This is a genomic window from Paenibacillus sp. ATY16, assembly GCF_003399985.2.
Classification (GTDB): domain Bacteria; phylum Bacillota; class Bacilli; order Paenibacillales; family Paenibacillaceae; genus Pristimantibacillus; species Pristimantibacillus glycanilyticus.
In genome coordinates, this window is the sequence record NZ_NMOK02000047.1 from 1 (window position 1) to 12,404 (window position 12,404).

Below are 12,404 nucleotides of genomic sequence, written 5' to 3' on the forward strand. Positions count from 1 at the left end.
GAATACTAATCGGTCGAGGGCTTATCCTAAAAGATACCCCACAAAGTGAAGCAAACGCTTCGGAGTTAAATCCGAGTACTTTGCGGGGGCCCCGGTGTGAAACCGGAAAACTTAAGGAATTCAAACTTTCGCATCCAGTTTTCAAGGTGCAAACCCTTGAATAAGCCAAGAGCTTACGTTTGGTGGCGATGGCGGAGGGGAACCACGCGTTCCCATACCGAACACGACCGTTAAGCCCTCCAGCGCCGATGGTACTTGGACCGCAGGGTCCTGGGAGAGTAGGACGTCGCCAAGCAATGAAAGAGCCTGTCGCATTTACGCGGCAGGTTTTTTTGTGTTTATCGTTTTCTAACATTGCCCTGTCTCCTTCCACTGTGCCATAATGTGAATGTTTACAGGCCAATTTGAGAGGAGTCTGGTTATGACCAAGGAAACACGATTGCTTACGATGGATCAATTCGACGATATGATTGAGTTAAGTCAGTTTGCATTTCAATATGAAATTCCGGCTGTTAAGCTGGCAGAATCACGGGAGCGTTTTGAACGGGAGGAAACGGATCGCTGGGGGATCTACATAGATGGCAAGCTTGCAGCTCAACTGGCCATCCTAGATTTATTTACCTATATTGGCGATAAGCGATTTGCCATGGGCGGTATTGCAGGCGTATCGACTTGGCCTGAGTTTAGACGTCAGGGATTGGTTGCCGAATTGCTTCATCACTCTCTTGAGAAGATGAAAGAGAAGGGGCAAACTTTATCTTTTCTACATCCGTTCTCGATTTGCTTTTACCGCAAATTCGGCTGGGAGGTATATACGGATCTTAAAACTTACCGGATCGATGTAAACCAGCTGCCCGCAAGAGCGCCATACAACGGAACGATCAAACGGGTGGAGCAGAGCTACGAGCTGTTGAATCCGATCTATAACACCTATGCCAAGCAAGTGAATGGCGCGTTGGACCGTTCGGTAGCCTGGTGGAATTACAGGATTGCCTCACGCAAGAAGGGACAGACCTGCGTCTTTTTTGACAGTGCCGGAGAAGCGCAAGGTTATGTCATCTACGAGGTGAAGAACAGAGAGCTGTTCGTTCATGAGTTGATTGATTTAACGGAAGAGGCTCGCCGTGCTCTATGGTCGTTCCTTGGTCAGCACGATTCTATGATTGACCGGCTGGAAATTAAAGTAGCGACAGACGACGGTCTTGCTTATCTGCTTAATAACCCTCGGATCAAGCAGGAGATTGAACCGTATTTTATGGCCCGGATTGTGGATGCGGAAGCATTCCTTAACGAATATCCGTTTGAGGCCGGCAAAGAAGAGACCCTCCTTCTCGACATTCAGGATGAGCATGCGGCTTGGAACAATGGACGGTTTGCGGTTCGTATTGCCGCTGACGGCACTGCGAATGCAGAACGCATATCGGGAGAAACTAACAAGGAGTCCATTCGGACGGGAATCGGATCCTTGGCAGCTGTTCTGACCGGCTATAAACGTCCGACCGAGCTGCTTCGTTACGGTCTCATTCAAGGCGACAGCCGGCAGGTGGAGCAGCTGGAGAGAAGAATTCCGGTACGTACAACGTTCCTGCCCGACTTTTTCTAAAGCGCTATCAACGAGATTGCCTATAACTGGGTGTAAAAAGGCTTACTTTCCTGCATAAGGGAACCGTTCCACTCATAAACCTAACATCCTTGACAGCCCCTACCCCCTCTGATAATATTGCAATAATATGCGTGAGAGGTATCTAAATTAAGGGAGGAACTTACTCGTGTGGGAAACGAAATTCGCCAAAGAAGGCCTGACATTCGATGATGTACTGCTCGTACCGCGGAAATCTGTTGTGTTGCCTCGTGAATCGGACGTATCTACAAAACTTAGCGAAGGCATCAAGCTGAACATTCCGTTGATCAGCGCAGGGATGGACACTGTTACGGAGTCGGCTTTGGCGATTGCTATAGCTCGTGAGGGCGGAGTCGGCATTATTCATAAAAATATGTCGGTTGCTCAGCAGGCAGAAGAAGTTGATCGAGTTAAACGTTCGGAGAGCGGCGTTATTACGAATCCATTCTCGTTGACACCGGATCATCACGTTTACGACGCTGAAGAACTGATGGGCAAATACCGTATTTCCGGTGTTCCGATCGTAGACAACGAACAGAAGCTGGTTGGTATTTTGACAAACCGCGACTTGCGTTTTGTTCATGATTATTCGATTAAAATCAACGAAGTGATGACTCGTACGGATCTTGTAACGGCACCTGTCGGAACGACTTTGCAAGAGGCGGAAGGCCTTCTTCAAAAGCATAAGATCGAGAAGCTTCCTCTCGTGGATGAGAACAATATCCTTAAAGGGCTCATTACCATTAAAGATATTGAAAAAGCCATTCAATTCCCTAATGCGGCGAAAGACAAGCATGGTCGTCTGCTCTGCGGCGCTGCGGTTGGTATCGGCAAAGACACGGCTGACCGCGCGGATGCGCTTGTACAAGCAGGTATCGACGTATTGGTCGTTGACTCGGCGCATGGTCATCATATTAATATTATCGAAGCGGTTCGCAAACTGCGTGCTAAGTATCCGGATCTTACGATCATCGCGGGTAACGTAGCAACGGGTGAAGCCACACGCGACCTGATTGAAGCAGGCGCATCGGTCGTTAAAGTGGGTATCGGTCCTGGTTCGATCTGTACGACGCGCGTTATCGCGGGTATCGGCGTACCACAAATTACCGCTATCTACGATTGCGCAACCGTAGCTCGCGAATACAATGTTCCAGTCATTGCGGACGGCGGCATCAAGTATTCCGGCGATATTACAAAAGCAATCGCCGCAGGCGCAAGCGCGATTATGATCGGCAGCTTGTTCGCGGGTACGGCTGAAAGCCCTGGCGAAACGGAAATTTTCCAAGGCCGCAGCTTTAAAGTATACCGCGGCATGGGCTCGCTTGGCGCTATGAAGGAAGGCAGTAAAGACCGTTACTTCCAAGAGAACGAGAGCAAGCTTGTTCCGGAAGGTATTGAAGGACGCGTTCCGTTCAAAGGTCCTCTTGCCGATACCGTTCATCAGCTGCTTGGCGGACTTCGTTCCGGTATGGGCTATTGCGGCACTAAAAACCTTGATGAACTGCGCAACGATACGCAATTCATCCGGATTACAGGCTCGGGTCTTCGCGAGAGCCATCCGCATGACGTTCAAATTACAAAAGAAGCTCCAAACTACTCGCTGTAATAACCCGACCACGGGAAAAAGCAGACAAGGACTTAGCGACTATTCGTCTAGGTCTCTTGTCTGCTTTTTTGATATGGCGGCTTACGCTAATAGATAAGATTTTTTTAATCTGCCTCCTGAAAAATACATAACTGCCATTCGGAAATGCGTTCCCACCGCTAGCAGACTGAGAAAACCGCTCTATTTATGCCAGAAAGTAGAATCGCCCCACATTGGTTTAACTCTACCTATCCCATGTGTTACAATGAAATTCAAACGACTTAGGGATGAAAAGGGGAGAAAACGTTGAAAGTATTGCCGGTAAGATTACGGTCACTAGTAGTAGCATTCGTTGCAGGTTTAGTAGCATTATCATTAGGGACGTCCTCCGTGAATGCGGCAGGTACGGCGGGCGGCGAATGGGTGGAAAACTCCCTTGGCCTTGAGTTAAGTTCAGCCATCTTGATCGACGCCGACACAGGCCAGGTTGTATATGAAGTAAATGCGGACGAGCCCCGTCCTCCTGCAAGTATGACCAAGATGATGACCGAATACATCGTTCTTGAGCAAATCAAGAGCAAAGCGCTTAATTGGGATGAAATGATCACGGTTAGCGATGAAGCAGCAAACACGCCGAAAGACGGGTCACAGGTTTATCTGGCTCAAGGCGAGCAATATAAAGTGAAGGATCTTTATATGGCCATGGCCGTAGGCTCCGCGAATGACGCGACAATCGCTTTGGCTTCCGCGATCGGCGGCAGCGAGCAAGGTTTTGTGGAAAAAATGAATGAAACGGCTCAAAAACTCGGACTTTCTTCCGCTCATTATACAAGCGCAACCGGTTTGGCTGATACGACTGTGATTTCTGCAAGAGACCAGGCGAAACTGGCTCAAATCATTATTAAGAATGATCCGGATTTCCTGGAGTACGCGTCGACGACCGAATACAAATTCCGTCCTCGCGATGACAAACCAATCGTGAATATTAACTGGATGCTTGCTTCCAATAAGAGCAACACTTATCTAAAGGCTTTTGCTTATGACGGTGTGGACGGTATGAAAACAGGCTATATCTCCGCTGCGGGTTATACGTTTACGGGTACAGTAAAACGCGGCGACCAGCGTTATATCAGCGTTGTTATGAACACGAAGTCGAAGGAAGCGCGTTTTAACGAAACAGCGAAGCTGTACAACTACGCTTTTAACTCCCTCGAGAAGAAAACGGTTATTCCGGCAAAATCCGTGGTAGAAAAAGCAGAATCGGTTAAAATTAAAAAAGGTGTGAAAAAATCGGTTCCGATCATTACAGAATCCGATATTTCGCTTATTGTGAAAAAAGGTACGGAGCCGAAGGTCGAGCTTACCGGCTATGAGCTTAAAAAACCGGAGGAGCTTGTTGCTCCGATTAAAGCCGGTCAAGTCGTAGGTACGGCAACGTACAAATATACCGATGAGCAAGGCAAAGCATTGGAGAAAACGGTCAACCTGATTGCCAGCAAAGATGTGAAAAAGGCAAGCTGGTTCGCCTTGATGTTCCGCGGAATCGGAGGCTTCTTCTCCGGTCTGTTTAACGGTATCGTCGATTTGTTCTAATCTAGCGCCGGACATACTCTAAGCATGACAGGTAAGGCAAATCAAGGGTTGTCGATTAATGGCCCATCCTGTAAAATAAATGGTTAGAGTAAGCGGCGAGCTTCAACCTAAATAAGCGATTAAGCGCTTAGCCCCCTTCGCGGGGGCTGCGCTCCATTTTAAGGAGGATTTCTAAGCATGGAAACAGGTACTTCGCGCGTAAAACGCGGTATGGCAGAAATGCAAAAAGGCGGCGTCATCATGGACGTTATGAACGCCGAGCAAGCGAAAATTGCGGAAGCAGCAGGCGCAACTGCCGTTATGGCATTGGAACGCGTACCTTCTGACATTCGTGCAGCAGGCGGCGTAGCCCGTATGGCTGACCCGACAATCGTAGAAGAAGTTATGAAAGTGGTATCGATTCCGGTTATGGCGAAAGCCCGTATCGGTCATATCGTGGAAGCACGCGTTCTCGAATCGATGGGCGTTGACTACATCGACGAATCCGAAGTACTGACTCCTGCGGACGAAGTATTCCATATCAGCAAGAACGAATTCACTGTACCTTTCGTATGCGGCGCTAAGGATCTGGGTGAGGCTCTTCGCCGTATCCAAGAAGGCGCAGCTATGCTTCGTACAAAAGGCGAGCCGGGAACAGGCAACATCGTTGAAGCTGTTCGTCACCTTCGCTTGATCAACGGTCAAATCCGCAAAGTACAAAACCTGTCCAAGGACGAGCTGTACAACGAAGCAAAAGTTCTGGGCGTTCCTTACGATCTGCTTTTGCAAGTTCATGAGAGCGGCAAACTGCCGGTCGTTAACTTTGCGGCAGGCGGCGTTGCAACTCCATCCGACGCAGCACTCATGATGGAACTGGGCGCTGACGGTGTATTCGTAGGCTCCGGTATTTTCAAATCGGACAGCCCGGAGAAATTCGCTCGTGCAATCGTTGAAGCTACAACGCATTACAAAGACTACAAATTGATCGCGGAAGTATCCAAAAACCTGGGCACTCCGATGAAAGGCATTGAAATTTCGAAGCTGCAAGCAGCTGAGCGTATGCAAGACCGCGGTCTGTAAGAAGCGGAAGCGGTATCTATAGAAAGGCGTGTAGGCTTATGAAAATTGGTGTACTGGCGCTTCAAGGCGCGGTAGCAGAGCATATACGCAGTTTGGAGGCGGCGGGCGCGGAAGCGGTCGCCGTTAAACGAATTGAAGAGCTTGCTGAGCTCGACGGTATCGTTATTCCAGGCGGCGAAAGCACAACAATCGGCAAGCTGATCCGCAAGTACGACTTCCTCGAGGCTCTTAAGGAGTTCTCGAAGCAAGGCAAGCCGTTATTCGGAACCTGTGCCGGTCTTATTATTTTGGCAAGCGAAATCGAAGGTCAAGAGGATGCGCATCTGCAGCTGATGGATATGGTTGTAGCCCGTAACGCCTTTGGCCGCCAGCGTGAAAGCTTCGAGACGGATCTTCCGATCAAAGGAATCGATGAACCGATCCGTGCGGTGTTCATCCGTGCTCCTCTCATTAAAGAAGTTGGCAGCAGCGTTGAAGTATTGTCCGTATACAACGATGAGATTGTAGCCGCAAGACAAGGGCATCTGCTCGCTTGCTCCTTCCATCCGGAGCTCACGGACGATTACCGTCTGCATGCTTATTTTGTCGACATGGTGAAAGAAGCGGCTAAAACAACGACGAAGTAAAATACTTCGTATAGCATTAGAGAGGGGTCAACTGTCGTGTTGGACGTGAAATGGCTACGTAACGAATATGAGCAGGTGGAGAAGGCGCTGAAGAACCGTAGCGCTTCGCTCGACCTTATTTCCGGTTTTCCGGAGCTGGACGTTAAGCGCCGCGCTCTGCTCGTTGAAACAGATAATTTGAAGACTCGCCGCAATACGGTATCGCAGGAAGTGGCGAAGCTGAAGAAATCCGGCGGCGACGCTGAAGCGCTCATTATCGAAATGCGCGAAGTGGGTGACCGGATTAAAGAACTGGACGAGGAGATTCGCACGGTTGAGGCTCAAGTGGAAGAGTTGATGCTGGCTATCCCGAACCTGCCTCATGAGAGTGTGCCGGTGGGTTCTTCGGAAGAAGACAATGTCGAGATTCGTCGTATCGGCGAGCAAACGACGTTTGATTTCGAACCGAAGGCTCACTGGGACCTTGCGCAGGATCTGGGTATCCTCGACTTCGAGCGCGCAGGCAAAGTAACAGGCTCGCGCTTTACCTTCTACCGCGGTCTTGGCGCTCGTCTGGAGCGTGCATTGATTAGCTTTATGATGGATCTGCACAGCGACCAGCACGGCTACGAAGAAGTGCTGCCGCCTTACCTTGTTAATCGCGACAGCTTGATCGGTACAGGCCAGCTGCCGAAGTTCGAAGAGGATCTGTTTAAGATCAGCGATTCGGACTATTTCCTTATTCCAACGGCTGAAGTTCCGGTAACGAACCTTCACCGGGAAGAAATTTTGTCGGTTGAAGAGCTGCCGAAGCATTTTGTCGCCTACAGCTCGTGTTTCCGTTCGGAGGCAGGTGCGGCCGGCCGCGATACGCGTGGTCTGATCCGTCAGCATCAGTTCAACAAAGTCGAGCTGATTAAGCTGGCGAAGCCGGAAGAGTCTTATGATGAGCTGGAGAAAATGACGGCGAATGCAGAGAAAGTGCTGCAGCTGCTTGGTCTCCCATACCGTGTTCTGACGCTTTGCACGGGCGATATGGGCTTTACGGCGGCTAAGACTTACGATCTTGAAGTATGGCTCCCTAGCGCAGGCACTTACCGTGAGATTTCGTCCTGCTCCAATGTAGAGGACTTCCAGGCACGTCGCGCAGGCATTCGCTTCCGCCGCGATGCGAAGAGCAAGCCGGAGTTCGTGCATACGCTGAACGGCTCGGGTCTGGCGGTAGGCCGTACGTTTGCCGCTATTCTGGAGAATTACCAGCAAGCAGACGGAACGATTGTAGTACCGGAAGTACTACGCCCCTATATGGGTGGTCTGGAAAAAATCAGCCCGCGTGCTTAAATAATTTGCCATGGGCCAAAAATGCAGTTGATTCTGGTTTTTGGCCTGTGGTACAATAACTTTTGTCAGTTCTTTATATGGAGAGGTACCGAAGCGGTCATAACGGGGCGGTCTTGAAAACCGTTAGGGTGCAAGCCCACGTGGGTTCGAGTCCCACCCTCTCCGCCAGTTTTGATCTACAGTATACATAACACGTCCGAGACGATGGTCTCGGGCGTTTTTTGTTGTTTTTGATTAAGTGAATTGGGGATAACCTGTTCTGCGCCAATGGCCTGCCTGTGAATAAACCCTTGCTGCACCTTATACACAGCGTTGTGAATAAAGGGGAGAATATGTGGATAAGTCTGTGGATAACGTGAATGGCCGCAGCCGAATAATTCGAATCGCATTGCCGCATCTTATAGGTTGTGGAGGTGCTTTTACAAATGGCTAATGATAAGCTTCAAATTGATCAGAATCAGCTTGTAGCCGCATGGCAGCGTACCTTGCCGGAATGGATCAAGGATGCGGATAATTGCGAGGTTTTCGCCGATGAGTCGGATCCTAACGCACTCCGCGTTACCATTCATACCGCAGGACACCAAGCGTACTCCTTTGACTTCAAGGTATGTTATGTGGATAGCCGTGAAGTGAAGGTCGAAGTGATTGATGTGGATAAAAATAAAGTCTCCATTGATGAACGTACCGATCCGATGCAGCAATTAATTCAGGATTACACCCGTCACCTGCATGAATGCGCGCAAGCCCTTCATCAGCTGACACACGCGTAGGAGGGACCGTCCATGACGAAGGCAAAAGGCTCGCTCGACAAAAACCTGTCGAACGTAATTGACGATCTGGCTCAAACGCCGGTGAACAGCCATCAGGCTCAGCAGCTCAATCAGGATGCGAATGACCGGCGCCATCAAGATGCGCTTAATCATGACCAGCCGACAGATTTGCATCATCAGCGCAGTTAACCTTCTATAGGAGGCGTTAAACCATGAGCAAACCCGATTCTTATCCCGTCCCTGAAGCACAAGAAAATGGCGGCAGACAGCGTCAAAGCCATGGCCGTCAGCAGGAGCCATTGTCCGGCTCCAAAAAGGTGAAGCAAAGAAACCATGTTCGGCATAATAACCCCGAGGGTTCATGAACTTTATAAATCCGATTAGACGAAATCCCGTTCCAGTCCGCTGGAACGGGATTTTGCTGCATTTATCTTCTAAATGTCCCGGTGTTGTTATAGAATGAAGGTATTGTTTAAAAAGGGGGACGAACGGATTTGAAAACGGTACAGCGGTTGGCTTATGTTGCACTTATTGCTGTTCTACTCGTAATAGCAGGCTGCAGCTCCGGCGATGCACCGCCTAAGCAGGCTCTTCAGGATGCCATGCAAAATATGGAAAAACTAGACAGCTACTCCGCTGAAATGTCTCTTGGCATAGATAATATCGAATTACCTGCAAGCGAGGCGCAAAACGGAATCGATATGACGACGGTTATTGCCGGTATGATGAAGGGCGCTAAGCTGGATATTAAGATGGTCTATGCGAAGGAACCGAAGCGTACGGATATGGAGCTTAATCTCCTGTTATCGGGAACAACGATTACCATTCCGATGATTATGACGGCTGACAAGTTGTATATGAAGCTGCCGGCTTTGCCGATGCTTCAGCTTCCGGAATCGGCTGCCGGTAAATTCGTTGAGCTGGATTTGAAGGCGCTGGCGGAGCAGCAAGGCGCGGCCGCAACAACGCTGGATGCCGCAGTCCAGCAGCAATTGGTGCAAGAGCTTGGCGCGGTCGTACTTAAGCATTTTGACGAGAAAACCTATTTCAAGAGCGTGAAGGTCAAGGATGCCGGCATACCCGATGATGTAAAGGCTGATCAAGTGATCCAGTTCAAGATGGATGAGAGCAATTACAAGCAATCTGTCCAGACCATTGTCAATGAGATGGTTCCGGAGCTTCTGACGGTAATCGCTTCGAACGACTCTTATTTGCAGGCCATTCAGAAGTCCAAGGAAGATGTAGAGAAAATGAAAACGGACTGGGAAGCAGATAAGGCAGCCAAGATCGATTATCTGAACCAGAATGTGAAGGTCAATGAGCTGACTTTTACTGGAGCCATCAATAAGGATAAGATGCTGTCGTATCAGGCGGGGAAGGTTAACGTTGAACTGACGGATAAGGATACCGGTGGTACAACCAAGGTAAATGTCCATTACGACATGACATACGGCGACTTGAACGGAAGTCCGAAGTTCCTCTACGAGGTGCCGACGGACGCCGTGAAATTCGAGGATTTGATGAAGCAAATGCAGCTTCCGCTGGGACTGTAATTAAACAAAGGATGGTGTTCGTTATGAAAATAGAAGTATGGTCCGATTTTGCTTGCCCGTTTTGTTATATCGGCAAACGCCGCTTGGAGCAGGCGCTTGGCGAATTCGAGCATGGTGATCAGGTTGAGGTGGAGTTCAGAAGCTTTGAGCTTGATCCAAATGCTCCTATCGAGATCGGTCATGATGTATACGATTATTTGTCGAACAAATACGGCATGTCCCGCCAGCAGGCGATTTCCAATAACGTTCAATTGACGCAGCAGGCAAAAGCGCTTGGCCTGGATTATCATTTCGATACGATAATTCTGACCAATACGTTCGACGCGCATCAGCTAACTCATTTTGCAGCCAAGTACGGCAAGCGTGAAGAGATGGCTGAGCGTCTGTTCAAAGCTTATTTCACCGATTCCAAGCATCTGGGACGCAAAGAAATATTGGCTGATCTAGCCGCCGAAATCGGGCTTGACCGCGAGGAAGCGCTAAAGGCTCTTGAGGAAGGCACTTACAAGCAGGAGGTTCGCGCAAACGAGCAGGAAGCAGGACAGCTTGGCGTGCGCGGCGTACCGTTCTTCGTCATTGACCGCAAATACGCGGTTTCCGGCGCTCAGCCTAGCGAGGTATTCCTGCAGGCGGTATCGAAGGCTTGGGAGGAAAACAAGCCGCTTACCGTTATTGGCGGAGACAGCGGGACAGACGGAGCAGACGATGCCTGCGTTGATGGAGTTTGCGCTCCTAAATCCGATAAGTAACGGAATCAGGCTTGTCTAATTGCAGCAGGAGGTCACTTCGCTTTGAAGAAACTACTCGCCATTTTATTTGTGGCTATTATGATCTATGTCGTACCTCGTCTAGACGATTGGCAGGAACATCCAGGAACGGAGCCTGCTTCATTAAGCAGCTATACCTTGGAGTTCCCGGCTGACCGATATCCGGAGACGGCAAAGCATATCCGTGAAGCCATGGCTTCAGGGGAGTCCAAGATCTGTACGATTGACCGGGAGAATGCCGAGGAGAACCGCAAGGAATCGCTGAAGGATATCCCGACCAAAAAGGGCTATGATCGCGATGAATGGCCGATGGCCATGTGCAAGGAAGGCGGAGACGGAGCGGATATCGCTTATATCGCTCCCTCCGACAATCGCGGAGCGGGTGCTTGGGTAAGCAACCAGCTGGATACGTTCCCGGACGGGACCCGGGTGGAATTTATAGTGAAGTAAGCATAGGCCTTTGCAAGCGCGTCCGACCGCGTCTGCAAAGGCCTATTTCATCGGAATGATAATCAGGCTGTTGTCCGACGATAATGGGATAGGTACGCATATAATAACGGTATCGGCGCAATAACGCGATCATATTTCACTTAAAATTGAAAAGCTGTTAGAGATGGCACGACATGAGCCCGAATGCCATGTCATGACCATTTTCACAACATTAATATAGGAGGTTGCGAAAGCAATGAGCGCTGCAGACGCAAGAGGCGTCACGATCATTACATCTACCATGCGCCCCCAGCTTATCAATCAATTATTCCGGAACTATGCCCGGCAGGATTGGGAGAACAAAGAGCTTATCATTATTGTCAATAAAGATAGGGCTGGGCTCCAGCAATATCAGAATAAGGCTAAATCTTTCCCGAATGTGCGGGTATACCGGATGCCGGAGAGCTCAAATCTTGGTGCCTGTCTCAATTACGCGGCTTCGCTGGCGAAGTACGACTATATCGCCAAATTCGACGACGATGATTATTATGGACCCAATTATATCTCTGAGGCTATGGTGATGTTCCAGACAAGTAAAGCGGATATTGTCGGAAAGCTGGACATCTATTATTTTTTCCCGCATCGTTCAACCTTAATGCTGCGAAGAAGGGGGGCATCCTGGTACTCCCCGGTAAGCAAGGTTGCCGGGGCGACCATTATGTTCCATAAGGGGGTGCTTGAGAAGGTGTCCTTTAACACCAAAGTCCGCCAAGGCTCGGACGCGCGGTTTATTAAGGGAGCGTTGAACAGTAAGTTCCGTGTTTACACGACGTCGCCTTATAACTTTGCGGCCTTGCGAAGAGCGGACCGCAGCTCTCACACGTGGAGAATTACGGATAATAATTTGCTTGGTTCTAAGGGAGCGGTCATAATCAGAACCAACAGCTACCGAAAGCGCGTAAACCGCAGCCTGCAGCAGCTGCATGAAATGGGGCTGCATAGGCCGAATTCCAACGCTCAATAAGGGCGATGGACAGCTAAGCTTCTCGGATGAGAGGCTTAGCTTGCCCTTGTCTATGGA

At 49.6% G+C, this 12,404-nt stretch carries 13 protein-coding genes, 1 tRNA gene and 1 rRNA gene; all 15 read left to right on the forward strand.

Annotated elements, in window-relative coordinates; translation table 11 throughout:
• Positions 1 to 178: 178 nt before the first annotated feature.
• Positions 179 to 295 (forward strand): 5S ribosomal RNA (rrf, locus tag CFI03_RS25100).
• Positions 296 to 421: 126 nt separating this feature from the next.
• On the forward strand, positions 422 to 1,603 hold the full coding sequence (locus CFI03_RS25105) for a GNAT family N-acetyltransferase (RefSeq protein ID WP_248760606.1): 1,182 nt from the start codon (positions 422 to 424) through the stop codon (positions 1,601 to 1,603).
• 166 nt (positions 1,604 to 1,769) lie between these two features.
• Complete coding sequence (guaB, locus tag CFI03_RS25110; protein WP_127497762.1) at positions 1,770 to 3,227, forward strand: IMP dehydrogenase; 1,458 nt, start codon at positions 1,770 to 1,772, stop codon at positions 3,225 to 3,227.
• Positions 3,228 to 3,512: 285 nt separating this feature from the next.
• Positions 3,513 to 4,799, forward strand: a complete 1,287-nt coding sequence (locus tag CFI03_RS25115; RefSeq protein WP_248760607.1) for a D-alanyl-D-alanine carboxypeptidase family protein — start codon at positions 3,513 to 3,515, stop codon at positions 4,797 to 4,799.
• A 177-nt stretch (positions 4,800 to 4,976) separates the two neighbouring features.
• Positions 4,977 to 5,858, forward strand: a complete 882-nt coding sequence (pdxS, locus tag CFI03_RS25120) for a pyridoxal 5'-phosphate synthase lyase subunit PdxS (protein ID WP_127497766.1) — start codon at positions 4,977 to 4,979, stop codon at positions 5,856 to 5,858.
• 38 nt (positions 5,859 to 5,896) lie between these two features.
• Positions 5,897 to 6,484 (forward strand): pyridoxal 5'-phosphate synthase glutaminase subunit PdxT, encoded by a 588-nt coding sequence (pdxT, locus tag CFI03_RS25125; protein ID WP_201008890.1) that lies wholly within the window; start codon positions 5,897 to 5,899, stop codon positions 6,482 to 6,484.
• A gap of 36 nt (positions 6,485 to 6,520) precedes the next feature.
• Positions 6,521 to 7,804 (forward strand): serine--tRNA ligase, encoded by a 1,284-nt coding sequence (serS, locus tag CFI03_RS25130; protein ID WP_127497770.1) that lies wholly within the window; start codon positions 6,521 to 6,523, stop codon positions 7,802 to 7,804.
• A 79-nt stretch (positions 7,805 to 7,883) separates the two neighbouring features.
• A tRNA-Ser gene (locus CFI03_RS25135) sits at positions 7,884 to 7,972 on the forward strand.
• Positions 7,973 to 8,229: 257 nt separating this feature from the next.
• Entirely contained in the window at positions 8,230 to 8,574 is a 345-nt protein-coding gene (locus tag CFI03_RS25140; RefSeq protein ID WP_127497772.1) for a hypothetical protein, read from the forward strand.
• A 12-nt stretch (positions 8,575 to 8,586) separates the two neighbouring features.
• Positions 8,587 to 8,763: a hypothetical protein gene (locus CFI03_RS25145; RefSeq protein WP_012772097.1), complete on the forward strand. Its 177-nt coding sequence runs from the start codon at positions 8,587 to 8,589 to the stop codon at positions 8,761 to 8,763.
• Between the two features lie 23 nt (positions 8,764 to 8,786).
• Entirely contained in the window at positions 8,787 to 8,939 is a 153-nt protein-coding gene (locus CFI03_RS25150; RefSeq protein WP_127497774.1) for a small acid-soluble spore protein P, read from the forward strand.
• Positions 8,940 to 9,068: 129 nt separating this feature from the next.
• Entirely contained in the window at positions 9,069 to 10,127 is a 1,059-nt protein-coding gene (locus CFI03_RS25155) for a hypothetical protein (protein ID WP_248760608.1), read from the forward strand.
• Positions 10,128 to 10,150: 23 nt separating this feature from the next.
• The gene (locus CFI03_RS25160) at positions 10,151 to 10,876 is read left to right on the forward strand and encodes a DsbA family oxidoreductase (protein WP_248760609.1); all 726 of its coding nucleotides are present in this window, start codon (positions 10,151 to 10,153) and stop codon (positions 10,874 to 10,876) included.
• 42 nt (positions 10,877 to 10,918) lie between these two features.
• On the forward strand, positions 10,919 to 11,344 hold the full coding sequence (locus CFI03_RS25165) for a NucA/NucB deoxyribonuclease domain-containing protein (protein WP_248760610.1): 426 nt from the start codon (positions 10,919 to 10,921) through the stop codon (positions 11,342 to 11,344).
• A gap of 235 nt (positions 11,345 to 11,579) precedes the next feature.
• Complete coding sequence (locus tag CFI03_RS25170; RefSeq protein WP_248760612.1) at positions 11,580 to 12,347, forward strand: glycosyltransferase family 2 protein; 768 nt, start codon at positions 11,580 to 11,582, stop codon at positions 12,345 to 12,347.
• Positions 12,348 to 12,404: the final 57 nt, after the last annotated feature.